We start from the raw sequence: 17,886 nt of genomic DNA, 5'->3' as shown, positions 1-17,886 counted from the left end.
TAAAAATCAAAGGAGAGCGTCATGGCGCAATATTTAAAAACCAGTAAATCATTATCTGAACGCCAGCAGGCCAATAAACAGGTCAGTATTGTGGTGGAAAATACGCTGGCCGATATTGAACAACGCGGTAATCAGGCTATTCGTGAGTTATCCATTAAGTTCGATAATTACGATCGCCAGGATTATCGTTTATCGCAGAGTGAAATTAATGCCTGCATCAAACAATTAAGCCGCCAGGATATTAAAGATATCGAGTTTGCCCAGCAGCAAGTTTTTAATTTTGCCACGGCGCAAAAAGGTTGCCTGACCGATCTTGAAATCGAAACCCGTCCCGGCGTAATTCTTGGTCATAAAAACATTCCGATTAATGCCGTCGGTTGTTATGTCCCCGGTGGGAAATATCCGCTGCTGGCTTCAGCGCATATGTCGATTATTACGGCAAACGTAGCGGGGTGTTCGCGCATTGTGAGCTGTGCGCCGCCGTTTAATGGTCGCCCTGCCCCGGCGATTGTTGCCGCGCAGGCGATGGCGGGTGCAACGGAGATTTACGCGTTAGGCGGTATTCAGGCGATTGGCGCGATGGCGCTCGGCACCGACACTATCGCGCCGGTGGATATGCTGGTCGGCCCAGGTAACGCCTTCGTTGCAGAAGCTAAACGCCAGTTATTTGGCCGCGTCGGCATCGACTTGTTCGCCGGGCCAACGGAAACGCTGGTGATTGCCGACGAAACGGTAGACGCGGAAATCTGCGCCACCGACCTGCTGGGTCAGGCCGAACACGGCGTAACCACACCTGCGATCCTGCTCACCAACTCGCTGAAACTGGCACAAGAAACGATACGTGAAGTTGAGCGCCTGCTGACGCAATTGCCAACCGCAGAAATTGCCCGCCAGGCATGGCGCGATTACGGCGAGGTGATTGTTTGCGACAGTTACGAGGAAATGTTGCAGGAAGCAGACCGCATCGCTTCTGAGCACGTGCAGGTGATGACCAATCGCGACGACTGGTTCCTCGCCAACATGACCAACTTTGGTGCGCTGTTCCTTGGCCCGCGCACCAATGTGGCTTACGGCGATAAAGTCATCGGCACCAACCATACCCTGCCAACGCAGAAAGCAGCGCGTTATACCGGCGGACTTTGGGTCGGTAAGTTTATGAAAACCTGCACCTGGCAGAAAGTGCTGAGTGACGAAGCCTCTACAGAAATTGGCAGCTATTGCTCACGCTTGTGCCAACTCGAAGGTTTCTCGGGCCATGCGGAGCAAGCCAATATTCGCGTGCGTCGTTACGGCAACCAGGATGTGCCATACGCAGGCTCGGTTCCGGCGGCGGATATTGAGAAGGCATCGTAATGATAGCGCTTCCTCGCACACCAGAATTCCGGCTCGATAATCAGCGGGCTTTAGTGACGGGCGGTTCTCGTGGTATCGGTTTTGCGGCGGCCATCGCCCTGGCACGCGCCGGGGCGCAGGTGTGGATTATTGCCCGCCAGGCGCAGCAGCTTGAGGAGGCGGTTAAAAGTGCTGCCGCAGAAGGCCTGCAATTAAACAGCCTGGCGCTGGATATTACCGATACCGCTCAGGCGGGTGCTGCGTTGGCAGCACTGCCGGGGTTCGACATTCTGGTAAACAGTGCCGGGCTTGCGCGTCATCAGCCATTTCTTGAAGTGAGTGAAGAAAATTTTGATGCGGTCATGGCGCTCAATCTGCGGGCAACCTTCTTTATTAGCCAGTTAGTTGCACGCAGTATGAAAATCCGCCAGGTCCCCGGTTCAATTATTCACATCTCCTCGCAAATGGGGCATGTCGGCGGCCCGCAACGCAGCGTTTATTGTGCGTCTAAGTTTGCCCTAGAGGGTTTGACGAAAACAATGGCGCTGGAGTTGGGCGAGTCGGGTATTCGGGTGAATACCCTGTGCCCGACGTTTATTGAAACCGAGCTGTCGCGTGCGAATCTCGCAAACCCGGCATTTAGTCGCTATGTGTTGGACAACATAAAGCTGAAGCGGCTGGGGACGCTGGAAGATGTGATGGGGCCGGTGGTGTTTCTCGCCTCGCCTGCTTCTGCCCTGATTACCGGCACGGCATTAATGGTCGATGGCGGGTGGACAGCAACATGAATACGATGCCTTTGCTGGAAAACCATCACGCGCCACTGATTCTGATCGGCGGAACGCTGTGCAACGGGCGGCTATGGCAGCAGTTAAGCGAACAGTTAAATGTGACCTCTTTTAGCTGCATCACGCTCACCGCGGGCAAATCAGCGCATGAACTGGCAACTCAGTTGCTCGAGGTTTTGCCGCCGCGCTTTTGCCTGGCGGGTTTTTCACTCGGGGCAATGGTGGCTCTGCAAATGGTAGCTTTGGCTCCGCATCGAATTGCCGGTCTGGCGCTGCTGTCCGTGAACCCGCTGCGGGATTTACCCGGTAACGCGGCCGGGCGACGTGCGGCGGTGAAAGAAGCTGCGCGCCTGGGAGTCGCGCCGTGGCTCACGAAAACTCTCTGGCCGAAATACGTTGCCCCGCATCGTCTGGATAACGCGTCGCTTCACCAGACAATCGTACAAATGGCTGAAGAGTGCGGCATTGCGGTTTTTGCAGACCAGACTGAGGTGGCGATTTCACGCGATGACCATCGCGCGGCTCTGGCCACGTTCTCCTCTCCGATACTCATCATCAACGGCGCGTATGACGTCATTTGTACCCATTCACATCACCAGTCGGTTGCCGCTGTCGCTGCTCATGCCCGCTGGATAACGCTTCCTGAAAGCGGCCATTTCTTACCGCTTGAAGAACCGAAACTGGTGGCAATCGCCATGCGCAACTGGATACAGGAGTCACAACCATGAGAAAAAATCCGCTCAAAGCGGCCTTTCGCCAGCAGCAACCCATCATTAATGGTTGGCTGGCGATACCTTCGGGCTACAGCGCCGAAATCGTCGGGCATCAGGGCTATGATTCCGTCACCGTCGATATGCAGCACGGCATGATTGATTTCGCCAGCGCGCTGTCGATGCTGCAGGCCATTTCGGCGACGCCTGCCACGCCGCTGGCCCGCGTGAACACCAACGAACCGGCGCAAATTATGCGCTTGCTTGATGCCGGAGCCTGGGGAATCATCTGCCCGATGATTTCGACGGCGGAACAAGCGCGGCAGTTTGTTTCAGCCTGCCGCTACCCGCCACTCGGTAACCGCTCTTTTGGCCCGGCGCGCGCCCTTTTATACGGCGGCAAAGATTACCCGCAGTATGCCAATGAAGAGATCCTGACGCTGGCGATGATTGAAACCCGCGAAGGGCTGGAAAATCTCGACGCGATTCTGGATACCGTCGGGCTGGACGGCGTATTTATCGGGCCAAACGATCTTTCTTTAACGCTCACGGGAAGTGCCAGCGCCGAGTCGCAACACCCTGAAATGTTGGCCGCGATAGAGTTAGTGCTGAGTCGTTGCAAAGCACATAACAAACTCGCCGGAATATTTTGTACATCAGGCCACGCCGCCGCAAATCGAATTGCGCAAGGCTTTAACTTTGTGACCCCGGCCAATGACGTTATGCAACTGGGCAGTGCGTCACGCACCGCAATCGCCGCCGCGCGGGGCGAAGCCGCGCCAACCAGTGGCGCATCTGGATATTAATAGAGGACATTATGCAAAATATTACTCTGACCCAAGAAGAAGCCCAGCGTCGCCTGGTTCGCCCGGAAGACCGCGTGTCCTGTAGCGTGGCGTTTATCGACTGCAAACTACCCGGCTCGCACCTCAAACAAAACTATTCCTTTATTGGCCCAGGCGTGACGCAGTCGGCTTCGCAAGTGGTGAATATTCCCGAGCCGCACGGGTTTAACATTGGTGCGGCGGCGATGCCAAAAGGCGTCACCAATAATCTGCATCTGCATTTCACCGCCGAAGTGTTTTTGATTCATGAAGGGAGCTGGCGTTTCCGTTGGGGTGCTAATGGTGAGCATCAGGCGGAATTTAGCGCACCGGCTATTTTGTCTATCCCGACGTGGATTTTCCGCGGTTTTACTAACGTCAGCCCGAATGATACCTGCGGCATGGTGTTCACCGTTTTAGGGGGCAATAACACCGGCGGGATTATCTGGCATCCGTCGATACTAGAGGCCGCAAGCGAATATGGTTTGTATCTGAGTCGCGACAATATGCTGATTGATGTCGAGGCCGGCGACAAACTGCCCGCGCAATCCGAGTTGTTACAGCCGCTGGGGGCTGAACATATCGCCGCGTTGCGCGATTATCCGATAGAGGAAATGAGCCAGCGCGCCGTGACGGGCGAGCAGCGGACATGGTCGAAGAACGCTCTGCTGGATTCTGTTTTGCCAGGACACGGTGGCGAACTGGCACCGGTGATTGGCTATGGAATATCACAAGACCTGCATAACGCGCCGCCAATTCTGAATCCGCATGGTTTCTCTGTGGAGTGGCTGCGCATTCAGGACCAGCATCGCGTTGGTTTGCATTCCTGCCCGGATGTTCAGGTGCTGATGGTGTTTAAAGGAACGCTGGAAATCACGTGGAATAGACCAGGAGAAGAAGTCACGATTGTGGCTGAAGAAGGTTCGGTGATTTCAGTTCCTGCCAATAGCTGGCGTCAGTACCGGGCGCTTAATGGCGTGATGGAAGCCACGCTGACCACTCAGGGCGATCATCGTAAAAAGATTTACTGGGATGCGGAAGTTATTGAGCAAGCGCTGGAGCGGGATCGCTGTCTCGATCCCGATGGCTACGTGGCAACGGCAAGTATCCTGCCTGCCACCGCGCGTCGGGCGGGTGAGAAAATAGCTCGCGCCTTATAGGCGAGCTCAGAGCGAGATTCTCACTTTTTGCAGGGACGGCACGCGGGGCGAAACATTGCCGCGTAATGCGCTTATTTCTGAGTGTTTACGCGGCTTGCCAGTGCGGAAAGGTTGTTATCGGGAAATGGACTTTCCATCGCAAAATCCCATTCGTGTGCGGCACAAACCCCATCACTGCCGCCCTGGTTTTCACATTGCGCAATTCTTTTTGCCGGAGCATTCCCGCATATCAACAGGAAAGCGACAACCACAACACCGGGGATAAACCACTTAATCATGACAAAAATTCTTCATTAATATAAAAGCCGTCAACAGGACGTTAATGCTCATCGATCCTGTCATTCAAAAAAATATTATATTCCGCAATTATATTTTAAGGAATAACTCATATTTATTATAAATGACTAAAAAAGTTGCAAAGTCGCGCCCAGGGTCGCTGAGACCAGGAATAAGCCTCCCCAACCTTTTGCGACGCCAAGTTTGTTAATAACCACTTAACGCACTGATAACACTTCGCCGTATTTCTGCGCATTCCGTATTTGAAACAGCGTTTTCAATTCCTTTCGGAGCAAGTTACCTCTATAATGGGCGCGTCTTGACTTGAATGGTTTCAGCGCATTGAACTGTCCTAATACACTAGAAAGCAATCAATATCCCCGGCAGGCTGAACCGCAAGCACACTTTCCTCTGCACGCTTTATTTCTGTCACCTATCCTTACCGGGTGGCACATGAACAATACCAGCTTTAGTTTGCGCTCCGGCGCCCGTATCGACCGGAACCGAATTTTCACAATCCTTCTCAACTTACAGATAAGACTGTCATGAAAAAGACTAAAATTGTTTGCACCATCGGTCCGAAAACCGAATCCGAAGAAATGCTGAGCAAAATGCTTGATGCTGGCATGAACGTAATGCGTCTGAACTTCTCCCACGGTGACTACGAAGAACACGGTCAGCGTATCAAGAACCTGCGCAACGTAATGGAAAAAACCGGTAAGAAAGCAGCAATCCTGCTGGACACCAAAGGTCCTGAAATCCGCACAATCAAACTGGAAGGCGGCAACGACGTCTCTCTGAAAGCGGGTCAGACCTTTACTTTCACCACCGACAAAACTGTTGTGGGTAACAGCGATATCGTTGCTGTCACTTACGAAGGTTTCACCAGCGACCTGAGCGTTGGTAACACCGTACTGGTTGACGATGGTCTGATCGGTATGGAAGTCACTGCAATTGAAGGCAAAAACGTTGTTTGTAAAGTACTGAACAACGGCGACCTGGGCGAAAACAAAGGCGTTAACCTGCCGGGCGTTTCCATCGCGCTGCCAGCTTTGGCTGAAAAAGACAAACAAGACCTGGTGTTCGGTTGCGAGCAAGGCGTTGATTTCGTAGCGGCTTCCTTCATCCGTAAACGTTCTGACGTTGTTGAAATCCGTGAGCACTTAAAAGCGCATGGCGGCGAGAACATCCAGATCATCTCCAAAATCGAAAACCAGGAAGGCCTGAACAACTTCGACGAAATCCTCGAAGCTTCTGACGGCATCATGGTTGCTCGTGGTGACCTGGGCGTTGAAATCCCGGTTGAAGAAGTTATCTTCGCGCAGAAGATGATGATTGAGAAATGTGTTCGCGCTCGTAAAGTTGTTATCACTGCAACTCAGATGCTCGACTCCATGATCAAAAACCCACGCCCTACTCGCGCAGAAGCGGGTGACGTGGCTAACGCCATCATCGACGGTACCGACGCAGTAATGCTGTCTGGTGAGTCTGCTAAAGGTAAATACCCACTGGAAGCTGTGACCATCATGGCTACTATCTGTGAGCGTACTGACCGCGTGATGACCAGCCGTCTGGATAACAACCATGACAGCCGTAAACTGCGTATCACCGAAGCAGTTTGCCGTGGTGCAGTTGAAACTGCTGAAAACCTGGCAGCTCCAATCATTGTTGTTGCAACCCAGGGCGGCAAATCAGCTAAAGCTGTGCGTAAATACTTCCCGAACGCAACTATCCTGGCGCTGACCACCAATGAACTCACTGCTCGTCAGTTAGTTCTGAGCAAAGGCGTGATTCCACAGCTGGTTAAAGAAATCGCTTCTACTGATGATTTCTACCGTCTGGGCAAAGAAGTTGCGCTGGAGAGCGGTTTAGCTCGTAAAGGCGACATCGTAGTGATGGTTTCTGGTGCATTAGTACCAAGTGGCACCACCAATACTGCGTCCGTTCACGTACTGTAAATTTCCTGTGAACGAATAATTTGCTAAAAAAGCGCCTTCGGGCGCTTTTTTTATGGGGTTTAATAGACGGTCTGAAATAAAAATCAAATCGGCTTGCTCTATTTAAGATGCAATTTAGTAAGATGAATCCGATTAAAATCCTCTGTTTTTTCTATTTTTTTTAGTTTTCAGCCCCGGTTCGCTGGTTCTTTGAGCGAACGATCAAATTTAAGTGCATTCCCATCAAAAATTTATTCTCAAGATAAAAAACTTTGTGTAATACTTGTAACGCTACATGGAGATTAACTCAATCTAGAGGGTATTAATAATGAATCGTACTAAACTGGTACTGGGCGCGGTAATCCTGGCTTCTACTATGCTGGCAGGTTGTTCTTCTAACGCTAAAATCGATCAACTGTCTTCTGACGTTCAGACTCTGAACGCTAAAGTTGATCAGCTGAGCAACGACGTGAACGCAATGCGTTCTGACGTTCAAGCTGCTAAAGACGACGCAGCTCGCGCTAACCAGCGTCTGGACAACCAAGCTCACTCTTACCGTAAGTAAGAGTACTTGTATTAAAATGGCGCACATTGTGCGCCATTTTTTTTGCCTGTCATTCCTGTTCCCGTAAAAACTCCGCTAGTTCATCACCACGCTGTTTTGTCCACTCACCAAACTTCCGCTACCGTTCGGCGCTATCGTGCCGCCAGTGGACGCTTTGACGCTCTGTATTGGCGTGATATTAACCGGTTGCGATGGCACTCCCTGCGGCGCATTCACCAGCACCGGATAACCCGCTCGCCGTACAATAGCGCTATCAACCTGCGCCTTATCGCTCATTGAGTTATCGATAAACGATGCAAAAGAGGCATTAATCGCAATCGGCACGGTCTGTGGGTTTTCCCAATCGTTTCGCGACAGCGGTTGATGCACTTCCACAAATCGCCTGCCGTCCGGCTCAATCGTAAATTTCACCGGCTCATTAATGATTTGCACGCGTGTGCCCCAGGCCACCTGGCTAAACAGCGCCTTAATATCTGGCGCCCGCATCCGCATGCAGCCAGAACTTACGCGCAGCCCAATGCTGTTACGTGCGTTGGTACCATGAATCAGATATTCACCCCCGCCCTGTTCAAGACGCAGCGCATAGCGGCCAAGCGGGTTATTCGGCCCGGCAGGGACCACTGCGGGCAACGTAATTCCTTGCGCGGCAGAACGAGCACGAATATTGGCCGTCGGCGTCCAGGTCGGATTAGGGATTTTCTGGCTGATACGCGTCACCATAACCGGTGTTTCACGCCCAAGCTGGCCAATTCCCAATGGATAGACTTCGACACGATTCTGCCCTGGCGGATAGTAATACAGCCGCAGTTCAGCAAGATTAATCACAATACCGACTCGCGGCGTATCCGGCAGGATCATTTGAGAAGGAATGGTCAATTCACTGCCCGGTTTTGGCAGGAAAGGATCGACAGTATTATTTGCCTCCAGAAGTAATAACACGCCGGTATTATATTTCGCGGCTACCGCTTCGAGGTTTTTACCATCATTCGGAACTATATAAGTTTGATTCACGCCAATAATCCGGCTGCCCGGGGGCGGGAGTAAATAATCAACAGCCCATGCCGACTGGCTTGCAGCCAGGGCGCTTACCAAAATAAGTGTTATTTGAGAGAACGCGCGTTTCATACTGAATTCCTGTATTCACCGGCTGAATGCCGGAATGCTGAAAGCCATGCGAGGCAATAAAATTACCTCGCGTTAACAGGATGAAAGCTGTTCTAAGAGTTTAGCTAAGATTGGTGGCTTTGGTGCGGATTGCGCGGATCATTGCCTCAAGCCCCTGAGAGCGAGACGGCGTAAGATGTTGAGCAAGTTCAAGTTTCTCAAACCATGGGCGTACATCAAACGCGACAATATCCTGCGCAGTCATCTGTTGGTAGAGAATAAAAACGATAGCAATCAGCCCTTTGACAATTGCGGCGTCACTGTCACCCTCAAGCGTAATCACGCCATCCGGCTGCTGATGCATCACAATCCACACCTGGCTTTGGCAGCCCTGAATGGTATTTTCCGCTCTATGTTCAGCCGGTGGTAGTTCAGGTAACCGCCCACCAAGCTCAATGATATAGAGATATTTCTCTTCCCAATTACTACAGCGGCTGAAATTCTTCAGCAGTTTTTCTTTGTCTGGCAACGTAGCCATGGCTTTCTCCGTGTTAGCCCAGCAGGCGATGGATGCGTTGTAATCCCGTAACCAGGCGGTCCACCTCTTCTTCGGTATTGTACATCGCAAAAGAAGCACGACACATTGCCGGAACCTTGTAGAACGCCATCAACGGCATCGCGCAGTGGTGCCCGGTTCGTACCGCAATACCGTAGTTATCAAGGAAGCTGCCGACATCATAAGCATGATGTTTACCGAGGTTGAACGCGATAACACCGAGCCGCTGCTCAGGGCCATAAATCGTTAAATCCGGCACAGCCTTCAACGCCTGCTGCGCGTAGCGCATAAGCGATTGCTCGTACTCGCCCACTTCCGCCAGGCCAAGGTTTTCAACATATCGCAAAGCGGCACCCAGCCCAATAATCCCGGCTGTATTTGGCGTGCCCGCCTCAAAACGCCACGGAGCGGCGGCGTAAGTCGTGCCTTCTGTGAGACTCACACTGGCAATCATCGACCCGCCCCCTTCCCACGGCGGCATGTTTTGCAGGATTTCTTCACGCGCATACAGCACGCCAATTCCCGTCGGGCCGTAAATTTTATGACCGGAGAAAAGGTAGAAATCGCAATCCAGTGCCTGCACATCAATAGCGTGATGCATGATGGCCTGCGCGCCGTCCACCAGCACCTTTACGCCGGCCTGATGCGCAGTCGCAATCATTTGTTGTACCGGGTTTTCGGTGCCCAGTACGTTTGAAACATGCGTAATCGCCAGCAGTTTTGTGTGCTCATCAATCAGCGTCGGGAACACTTCGAGTTGTAACGTGCCGTCCTGATTGAGCGGGATAACGCGCAACGTCGCTCCCGTGTGTTCGCACAGAATTTGCCATGGCACGATATTGGCGTGGTGTTCCATCGCGGAAATAATAATATTATCTCCGCGCTGAATATTGGCTCGCCCCCAGCTGTTGGCAACCAGATTGATCCCCTCAGTGGTGCCTCGCACAAAGACAATTTCTTCTGGCGATCGCGCATTAATGAAGCGCGAAACCTGATTGCGCACGTTTTCCATGAGCTGCGTCGCTTCCGCGCTCAGCGTGTGTATCCCGCGATGCACCGCCGCGTAACCGTGGCTGTAAAAGTCCAGTTCAGCGCCGATAACCGCCTGCGGCTTTTGCGCACTGGCCGCGCTGTCTAAATAGGCCAGCGGCTGACCGTTGACTTCGCGGCTTAGAATGGGGAAATCAGCCCGCACCCGTTCGATGGAAAAACTCATGCATCGCCTCCCGCAAAGCGCTGGCCGATCCGCGCCAGAACCTGCTGTTTTAATGCTTCGTCGCGAATACTTTCCGTAAGCTCTGCGGCAAAGGCATAAATAATCATCTGTCTGGCGGCCTCTTCTTTAATGCCGCGCGAACGTAGATAGAACATCTGTTCGTCGTCGATGCGACCGATCGTCGCGCCATGACTACATTTCACGTCATCGGCATAAATTTCCAGCTGTGGTTTGGTGTCCACTTCCGCCAGACGCCCGAGCAACAGGTTATTGTTGGTCATCTGTCCATCGGTTTTAATGGCATGTTGAGCCACTTTAATCATGCCGTTAAACACCGCACGACCTTTATCACGCACGATAGTTTTGTGCAGCTGACGGCTGTTGCAATAACCCTTGTTGTGCTCAAGCCAAGTTCGCGTGTCGCACACTTCGTTATTTATCGGCAACGCCAGGCTGTTCATGCGTAGTTGCGTGTTCTCGCCGTTAAGTTGCGTACTGGTGTTGTGGCGCAACACCGCTGCACCCAGCAAGAAGCTATTACTCTCAACCGTCGCATCCTGGCCGACCACTAAATCGTTATGAGCGAAGTGATAGCTCTGTGCATTTTCAAACGCCATTTTGTCATGGTGAAGCTGGCTGTTCGCACCGATTTCTGCGGTAAAGCGCGCGCCAGTAAAATGTGGGTGCTCGTCAAAACTCACGTAGTGCTCGATAACCGTCGCGTTTGCGCCTTCGCCCAGAGACAAGTGGTGGCGATAATGTGCCGTATTCATCTCACCCAGCGCACTCCCCCGGCTGACGTGCATTAGCAGCAACGCTCTTGCCGGGCTGTGATTACGCGCTACGCGAATATGCGTCACCGTTTCGGCGAGACTCTCGGTAAGATGCAGGAATACTTCGCCCTGCACTGCGGCGGGCAGCGAATCCCGTTGTTCATCGACGGTCACATCAAAACCGCTATGGGTAATATCGTCGCTCAGTTCACGGCTGAATCGCCCATCAACAAACACCAGCCGCCATGCGTCTACCGGCAATGCCAGTTTATCGCGCTGAACTTCACTCAACGATTCTTGCACAGGCAGAACAAACTGATTATTCAGCAACCCTTCCAGGGGCGTGTATTTCCAGTTTTCATGTTTACGCGTCGGCAGCCCCAGGCGCAGCATTTGCTGCATATGTTCCTGAGCTTCTTTGCTGCGTTTATCACCCTGCGTTTCAAACAAATGATGCCATTGCTGCAGGGCATTGCCGTTACTGCTGTTCGGTAAGCCAGCCATAACCCTGCTCCTCCAGTTGTTTCACCAGACTGAAATCACCCGATTTCACGATTCGGCCCTGATACAGCACATGAACAAAATCAGGTTTGATATAGTCAAGGATACGCTGATAGTGAGTGACGATAATGAATGAACGGTTGCCATCACGCAGGGAATTGACCCCTTCTGCGACAATTTTCAGCGCATCAATATCCAGCCCTGAGTCGGTTTCATCGAGAATACAAAGTTCAGGTTCCAGCACCGCCATTTGCAGAATGTCGTTACGTTTTTTCTCACCACCAGAGAAACCAACGTTCACCGAACGCGTCAGTAAATCTTCTGGCATTTTCAGTAATTTGATTTTCTCTTCCATCAAATCCTGGAAATCAAAGCGGTCGAGTTCTTCTTTGCCCCGATATTCGCGCACCGCATTCAATGCGGTTTGCAGGAAGAATTGGTTGCTGACGCCGGGAATTTCTACCGGATACTGAAATGCCATGAAAATGCCTTCGCCCGCTCGGTCTTCCGGCGATAATTCCAGTAAATCCTTGCCTTTGAAATGCACCTGCCCGCCGGTGACTTCGTAATCTTCACGTCCGGCAAGCGTTGCGGACAGCGTGCTTTTCCCGGAGCCGTTCGGCCCCATGATGGCATGCACTTCACCCGGTTTTACTTCAAGGCTTAAGCCGCGCAGGATCTCTTTGTCCTCAACGCTTACCTGTAAATCTTTAATGCTCAGCATAATTTTCCCTTAATTCTTATCCGACACTGTGTTCGAGGCTAATCGCTAATAATTTTTGTGCTTCCACTGCGAACTCCAGCGGTAATTCCGAGAACACGTCTTTACAGAAGCCGTTGACGATCATTGAAATCGCATCGTCCTGGGCTATCCCACGTTGCAAGCAATAGAACAACTGGTCTTCACCGATGCGCGATGTCGTCGCTTCGTGCTCAAGCTGAGCAGTATTATTGCGGCACTCAACATACGGGAAAGTGTGCGCGCCGCTGTCCGGGCCGATAAGCATCGAATCGCACTGCGTAAAGTTACGGGCGTTGGTCGCCGTAGGCATGATTTTCACCAGTCCACGGTAGCTGTTCTGGCTATGCCCGGCAGAGATCCCTTTCGAGATAATGGTCGATTTGGTGTTTTTGCCGATGTGGATCATTTTGGTGCCGGTGTCAGCTTGCTGATGCCCTGCCGTCAGCGCCACCGAGAAGAATTCGCCAATGGAGTTATCGCCGCGCAGGATCACGCTCGGGTATTTCCAGGTGATTGCTGAACCCGTTTCAGACTGCGTCCAGGACATCTTGCTGTTCGCCCCTTCGCACAATGCACGCTTGGTCACGAAGTTAAGAATGCCGCCGGTGTTGCCATCGCCCGGGAACCAGTTCTGTACGGTCGAGTATTTCACTTCAGCATCTTTATGGATGATGACCTCCACTACCGCTGCGTGAAGCTGGTAGCTGTCGCGCACGGGAGCCGAGCAGCCTTCGATATAACTGACATAACTTCCTTCGTCGGCGACTAAAATAGTGCGTTCGAACTGGCCGGTTTTTTCGGCATTGATGCGGAAATAAGTTGAAAGCTCCATCGGGCAACGCACGCCTTTCGGCACATAAATAAATGTGCCGTCGGAGGCCACAGCTGCATTTAACGCGGCAAAGAAGTTGTCGTTGCTGGGAACCACTGTGCCGAGATATTTTTGCACCAGTTCAGGGAACTCATGAATCGCTTCGCCAAAGGAGCAGAAAATAATGCCCTGTTCGGAGAGTTTTTCACGGTAAGTGGTCGCCACAGAAACGGAGTCAAAAATGGCATCCATGGCGATATTCGAGCCTTCATGCACCGGGACACCAAGCTGTTTAAAAGCCTCTTCTACTTCGCCCGTCAAATACGCATTGCTGCCGGGTTGCTGAACCGCACCCGGTTGCGACTCGCAGTTATCGTCACAACTGCCGCACGACGGCGCAGAGTAATAGCTGTAATCCTGATAGTTCAGCTTTTCGTAGTTGGCTTTCAGCCAGTGTGGCTCTTCCATTTCAAGCCAGGCACGATAAGCATTCAGGCGAAATTCCAGCATCCACTCGGGCTCATTACGCCGCGCAGAGATTGCCCGCACCACATCTTCGTTGATGCCGTGCGCCATTTCGTCGGTTTTCAACTGGGTGAAAAAGCCTTCTTTATAAGAATGGCTGCCCGCCCAGGTTTGCACTTCTTCAGACGTTTCAGTATTACGTGACATAATCCCGCCTACACCCCAAAGCTTTCACCACAACCACATTCGTGTTGTGCTTTCGGGTTGTTAAATTTGAATATTTCGTTTAATCCTTCATGCACATAATCGACTTCCGTTCCGTCGATAAACGGCATAGCTGAAAGCGGAACCCACAACTTCGCGCCGTCCGTCTCAAAAAGTAGGTCGTCAGGGTTGGGCTCTTTTACGGTGTCCAGCACGTAGCCAAAGCCCGCGCATCCAGTTTGTTTGATACCCAGACGCACGCCCAAAAACCCCGGCTGTTGACTTGCCAGTTTGCGAATATGTGAGCACGCTTCAGACGTGAGGGTTAGCCCCTTCCAGGCGAAATCAGTGGGATCGAAGCTACCGGTTTGCACATCCTTAGTCATAGTTCACCTCTTTTATGTTTTGCCGCCTAAAGGCCAATACCCTATGTTAATGATAACAATTATCAATACAACATCCTGATAACAGGGGTATTCATGAAATGCTGTATTTTTAGGCGTATTTACTAAGGATAGACCCTGCTGAAACTCTTGCAGGTGGTGAAAAGAGCTATTTAAGCCACTGAATTGAGAAGGATTTAAATACCGGGCGAATGATTAGGTGATAGAAAGTAAAAGATGTATAGAGAATACCGATTTAAGTGATAGGTAACCTAAAATGCCTGAAAACAACGATTTACTGCAACATCAACAGTTTAACTATTTCTGCTTAATCTGGTGACGTGAAAATTGCCTCAACACTTGTTGTTGCAAGATCCAGACAGGTGGCCTATGGGCATTTAACTCGAGACTGCATGTTCACTGATTCAGTTCGGACATTGCCAGCGCTGCAACTTCTAATGTTACGGATGCTGTTTCGTTGCTCTCGAGTGACCATGTTGTTGAGAGTCCGCACCACGCAATGATCCATTTGAGTAGACGCTCTCTATCAAGGCCCGCCATTTCGCTAACGAGATTCAGTCGTTGTTTAAATATTCCTTGGACAGTAGCAACCCGGGGTATGGGATTGCCAAGATCCGGATTGGTAAAAATATTGGCAAAGTCGAAACCTCGTTCACCGAGGATTCCTTTTGGATCAATGGCCAACCAGCCTGAGGCACCGAAATCAAGAACGTTCTCATGATGTAAGTCGCCATGTAATACGACCAACTCTTGTGGTGTCGATAACAACTCTTCTGCTATTTCAGCACTACGTGACAGGATGCCTCCATACCGCTGGCCTGCTGATTGAAGAGGGCAAAACCACTCAGCCAGAGTCGGAAGTTGTGGTAAAGGCCGTTTTGGGGTGGTGTGAAGTCTGTTTGCTGTAAAGCATAAAATCCGACATGCCTCAGCATCCTGACCTTCCCGGGACATAGAGGAGAGTGATGCCTCCCCCATTGCGCGTGCAAGAAGAATGGCTTCATTTTCATATGCAATAACCTGTGCTGCGCCATTTCCTTCCCACCATGACATTAGAGCACTACCGGATTGCTCATCCGCATCATCTGTGATTTTAAGCATGGCTTTCATACCTCCTGTTATTGTCTCAACAGGCAAGAGTTTGGAGGTATGGGTTGTGAACGGTGTACCATCTGGAATGAGGTTCCAGCGATCTAACCAGAGTGCGAACTCGCTAATGTCCATAATATTTTCCTTACTTCCTTATCGTGTAAGTCAGTGAATGCGACAGGCATGTGAACCATTCTAACTCATAGCTCGAGTAAATTTTTCTCAACTTAAATCTGATGGTTAGGTCATTCATGCAGCTGTATTTAAAAATAAGAAAACATGAGATTGTTAAGGTTATAACCTTGTCATATCTTCTAAGTGTGTATTTACCCTCAAGGAATAAGCATCATGATTAAGCGTCGCACCCTCAAAACTGCACTTGCGGCGGTTTTTTCTCTGACTGTCCTTGCCGCCCCCGTTTATGCAAACCCGGGCAACGGCAATGGTGGCGGTAATCACGGTAACAGTGGTAATAGCGGTAACAGTGGCAATAGCGCTAAAAGCGGGGACCAGGGCAACAAAGGCCAGGGTAACGGAAAGTCGAATGAGGATCATGGCAACCGCAAAAACTACGGTAAACCAGACCATGTTGACGCGGATATCAACTTTTCTCATGCACGCTCTCTAGCCGTGAATTATGGCCTTGTTGGATATCAGGCACTCCCCCCTGGAATCGCTAAAAATTTAGCACGAGGTAAACCGTTGCCTCCGGGAATTGCTAAGAAAACTTTACCTGCATCCATGATTAACGATCTGCCATATTATCCTGGTTACGAATGGCAAGCGGTGGGTAATGATTTGGTGCTTATTGCTTTAAGCACAGCCATTGTGACCTCCGTCATTAACGGTGTGTTCGATTAACATACTCCCCTATCCGAGAGCCTCGCATCTGCGGGGCTTTTTTATGCCCAGCGACAATATCCCTGTTCTTCATTTTGTTAAATACCGTGACCATTAGCCCGGTAATTGTACTGAGTCCTTCATACGCTTAATATATATGAGAAAGTAGCTTTGACGAGCAAGAAAAATCCGTTCGTTAAATTTGTTGGTAATTATATTCTACGGAAGGATATTTAATGCGCTATACACCTTTTATAATTGTGCCTTTATTAAGTGCCTGTAGTTTCAGTTTTATGAAGTTTGATAATGATCCGTTAGTACAAGCGACGTACGCGACTAATGCGACAAAAAGCTCCGTTATTGCAGCGGGTGGGAAACCAGACAGTGAGATGAATGTTCCTGAAATCAATGGGACTTGCATCAATTACACGCTAAAAAAAGATGCTGAGACAATGCCTTTTTATGTGGCATTCGATGAGAATGGAAACCGCAAACATTATGGCTATATCTCCTGCCAACAGGCGAGAGCCAAAGGAATATTTAGCCAGTAAGTCATCATAAAAGATCATTCCTCTTCTCACTCTATATAGTCAGAAGAGGGATATGTGAATTTCTCTAAATATTAGTAACCTGCAGCCTTATTAGCCGCTTTTATACGCTTATTCCTGCTCTCTTTTTCATGGCTATCTTTAGCCTGCATTATGCCACCAGCAGCATCTACCCAGTCATTAGCTGTACAACCGGATAATACCACGCCCAACATAAGTGCAAGTACATACTTCATTTTAGCTCCATAAAATCATTTCTGTATAAATAACGTCCGTGTAATACTTAAAGTATTTGACGCTTACGCCATTATTTTGACAAAAAATGAGTTCATGGGCAAGGTGCGCTGGATTCAAGTCTGTTTTATATAGCGAGTGAGATACAGCTTATAGCTGAAATAATTTAAGTTGCAGACTATATAATAGACCTGCAACTTAAACAGAATGGATGGATTATTATGCGGAAGTAATGAGCAGTGATTTATTTGCTTCGAGCGCATCAACCGCACATTGCTGGTCCAGATGCCCGCCTGGTGCGCCGCCAATACCAATAGCGCCAATAGTCTGGTTATCGACTTTCACAGGAACTCCACCGCCCAATAATAAGAAGCCTGGAATATCGCGCATATTCTGTGCACCGGCGTTATCCTGCGCACTTTTCATCACATCACCAGTGGTATTTTTTGTGGTCAGTGCGGTATACGCTTTCATACGGCTAGCTTCAACGGTATGCGGGCCTGCGTTATCCATGCGCTTAACCACTTTCACCACGCCCGCACGGTCAACAATCGTCACCGCCACGTTGTAGTTTTTGGCACTACAAGCCTGGATGGCGCTTTGGGCAAGCTTGTCAGCAAACTCGAGAGAGAGATTCTTTTCAGTCAAAACATTACTGGCAAATGCAGGCATTACCGCCATGGTACTGAACAGAGCAGCCGCTAACAGGATGGATTTTTTCATGGTTTCTTCCCTCAACTCGGAGTGATTAATTGACAAGAGTTAAGGTAACCAACTGCGCAAATCGAAACCATTCGGGTGAATACC

At 50.4% G+C, this 17,886-nt stretch carries 21 protein-coding genes; 10 read left to right on the top strand and 11 right to left on the bottom strand.

What is annotated here, in order from left to right:
- Positions 1-21: 21 nt before the first annotated feature.
- The 5 genes from hisD to AC0IWZ_RS07930 are packed head-to-tail and all read left to right on the top strand — an operon-like array spanning position 22 to position 4,814.
- On the top strand, positions 22-1,353 hold the full coding sequence (hisD, locus tag AC0IWZ_RS07950; RefSeq protein WP_034494873.1) for a histidinol dehydrogenase: 1,332 nt from the start codon (positions 22-24) through the stop codon (positions 1,351-1,353).
- On the top strand, positions 1,353-2,120 hold the full coding sequence (locus tag AC0IWZ_RS07945) for an SDR family NAD(P)-dependent oxidoreductase (protein WP_471677671.1): 768 nt from the start codon (positions 1,353-1,355) through the stop codon (positions 2,118-2,120). Before hisD ends, AC0IWZ_RS07945 begins: the two co-directional genes overlap by 1 nt.
- A complete protein-coding gene (locus AC0IWZ_RS07940; RefSeq protein WP_471677672.1) occupies positions 2,117-2,848 on the top strand; it encodes an alpha/beta fold hydrolase in 732 nt (243 codons plus the stop codon). The genes AC0IWZ_RS07945 and AC0IWZ_RS07940 overlap by 4 nt, the downstream gene beginning before the upstream one ends.
- Positions 2,845-3,636, top strand: coding sequence for an HpcH/HpaI aldolase family protein (locus AC0IWZ_RS07935; RefSeq protein WP_471677673.1), 792 nt, complete (start codon positions 2,845-2,847; stop codon positions 3,634-3,636). The genes AC0IWZ_RS07940 and AC0IWZ_RS07935 overlap by 4 nt, the downstream gene beginning before the upstream one ends.
- 11 nt (positions 3,637-3,647) lie before the next feature.
- On the top strand, positions 3,648-4,814 hold the full coding sequence (locus AC0IWZ_RS07930; RefSeq protein ID WP_471677674.1) for a cupin domain-containing protein: 1,167 nt from the start codon (positions 3,648-3,650) through the stop codon (positions 4,812-4,814).
- Positions 4,815-4,885: 71 nt separating this feature from the next.
- Here the strand turns inward: AC0IWZ_RS07930 and AC0IWZ_RS07925 are convergent, their stop codons facing one another.
- On the bottom strand, positions 4,886-5,092 hold the full coding sequence (locus AC0IWZ_RS07925) for a hypothetical protein (RefSeq protein WP_471677675.1): 207 nt from the start codon (positions 5,090-5,092) through the stop codon (positions 4,886-4,888).
- A gap of 322 nt (positions 5,093-5,414) precedes the next feature.
- Between AC0IWZ_RS07925 and ynhH the strand changes: the two genes are divergently transcribed.
- The 3 genes from ynhH to AC0IWZ_RS07910 all read left to right on the top strand — a co-directional run bounded on the left by ynhH (position 5,415) and on the right by AC0IWZ_RS07910 (position 7,592).
- Complete coding sequence (gene ynhH / locus AC0IWZ_RS07920) at positions 5,415-5,639, top strand: protein YnhH (protein WP_418230241.1); 225 nt, start codon at positions 5,415-5,417, stop codon at positions 5,637-5,639.
- Entirely contained in the window at positions 5,636-7,048 is a 1,413-nt protein-coding gene (pykF, locus tag AC0IWZ_RS07915) for a pyruvate kinase PykF (RefSeq protein WP_034494869.1), read from the top strand. The genes ynhH and pykF overlap by 4 nt, the downstream gene beginning before the upstream one ends.
- A 307-nt stretch (positions 7,049-7,355) precedes the next feature.
- Positions 7,356-7,592 carry a major outer membrane lipoprotein gene (locus tag AC0IWZ_RS07910; protein ID WP_034455915.1) on the top strand — a complete coding sequence of 79 codons (237 nt, stop codon included), beginning with the start codon at positions 7,356-7,358 and terminating at the stop codon, positions 7,590-7,592.
- Between the two features lie 75 nt (positions 7,593-7,667).
- On the opposite strand, the gene ldtE is transcribed toward AC0IWZ_RS07910, so the two are convergent.
- The 8 genes from ldtE to AC0IWZ_RS07870 all read right to left on the bottom strand — a co-directional run bounded on the left by ldtE (position 7,668) and on the right by AC0IWZ_RS07870 (position 15,592).
- Positions 7,668-8,717, bottom strand: coding sequence for a L,D-transpeptidase LdtE (ldtE, locus tag AC0IWZ_RS07905; protein ID WP_471677676.1), 1,050 nt, complete (start codon positions 8,715-8,717; stop codon positions 7,668-7,670).
- A gap of 100 nt (positions 8,718-8,817) precedes the next feature.
- The gene (sufE, locus tag AC0IWZ_RS07900; protein ID WP_034494866.1) at positions 8,818-9,234 is read right to left on the bottom strand and encodes a cysteine desulfuration protein SufE; all 417 of its coding nucleotides are present in this window, start codon (positions 9,232-9,234) and stop codon (positions 8,818-8,820) included.
- A gap of 13 nt (positions 9,235-9,247) precedes the next feature.
- The gene (gene sufS / locus AC0IWZ_RS07895) at positions 9,248-10,468 is read right to left on the bottom strand and encodes a cysteine desulfurase SufS (protein WP_471677677.1); all 1,221 of its coding nucleotides are present in this window, start codon (positions 10,466-10,468) and stop codon (positions 9,248-9,250) included.
- Complete coding sequence (sufD, locus tag AC0IWZ_RS07890) at positions 10,465-11,745, bottom strand: Fe-S cluster assembly protein SufD (RefSeq protein WP_034494861.1); 1,281 nt, start codon at positions 11,743-11,745, stop codon at positions 10,465-10,467. Before sufD ends, sufS begins: the two co-directional genes overlap by 4 nt.
- On the bottom strand, positions 11,720-12,466 hold the full coding sequence (gene sufC / locus AC0IWZ_RS07885) for a Fe-S cluster assembly ATPase SufC (protein ID WP_034494859.1): 747 nt from the start codon (positions 12,464-12,466) through the stop codon (positions 11,720-11,722). Before sufC ends, sufD begins: the two co-directional genes overlap by 26 nt.
- Before the next feature lie 16 nt (positions 12,467-12,482).
- Positions 12,483-13,967, bottom strand: coding sequence for a Fe-S cluster assembly protein SufB (gene sufB / locus AC0IWZ_RS07880; protein ID WP_034494857.1), 1,485 nt, complete (start codon positions 13,965-13,967; stop codon positions 12,483-12,485).
- Between the two features lie 8 nt (positions 13,968-13,975).
- Entirely contained in the window at positions 13,976-14,350 is a 375-nt protein-coding gene (gene sufA, locus AC0IWZ_RS07875) for a Fe-S cluster assembly scaffold SufA (RefSeq protein ID WP_471677678.1), read from the bottom strand.
- A 414-nt stretch (positions 14,351-14,764) separates the two neighbouring features.
- Positions 14,765-15,592: an aminoglycoside phosphotransferase family protein gene (locus AC0IWZ_RS07870; RefSeq protein ID WP_471677680.1), complete on the bottom strand. Its 828-nt coding sequence runs from the start codon at positions 15,590-15,592 to the stop codon at positions 14,765-14,767.
- Positions 15,593-15,805: 213 nt separating this feature from the next.
- Here AC0IWZ_RS07870 and AC0IWZ_RS07865 point away from each other — a divergent pair, with 213 nt between their 5' ends.
- Together AC0IWZ_RS07865 and AC0IWZ_RS07860 are read left to right on the top strand one after the other, a co-directional pair.
- Complete coding sequence (locus tag AC0IWZ_RS07865; RefSeq protein ID WP_471677681.1) at positions 15,806-16,318, top strand: anti-virulence regulator CigR family protein; 513 nt, start codon at positions 15,806-15,808, stop codon at positions 16,316-16,318.
- Between the two features lie 215 nt (positions 16,319-16,533).
- Entirely contained in the window at positions 16,534-16,848 is a 315-nt protein-coding gene (locus AC0IWZ_RS07860) for a hypothetical protein (protein WP_471677682.1), read from the top strand.
- Between the two features lie 71 nt (positions 16,849-16,919).
- On the opposite strand, the gene AC0IWZ_RS07855 is transcribed toward AC0IWZ_RS07860, so the two are convergent.
- Together AC0IWZ_RS07855 and AC0IWZ_RS07850 are read right to left on the bottom strand one after the other, a co-directional pair.
- On the bottom strand, positions 16,920-17,081 hold the full coding sequence (locus AC0IWZ_RS07855; protein ID WP_167333335.1) for a hypothetical protein: 162 nt from the start codon (positions 17,079-17,081) through the stop codon (positions 16,920-16,922).
- A gap of 217 nt (positions 17,082-17,298) precedes the next feature.
- On the bottom strand, positions 17,299-17,802 hold the full coding sequence (locus tag AC0IWZ_RS07850; protein WP_051873657.1) for a GlcG/HbpS family heme-binding protein: 504 nt from the start codon (positions 17,800-17,802) through the stop codon (positions 17,299-17,301).
- Positions 17,803-17,886 lie beyond the last annotated feature (84 nt).

This window comes from Buttiauxella sp. AC142 (assembly GCF_979253435.1).
This window is presented reverse-complemented; position numbering and strand designations above follow the sequence as displayed.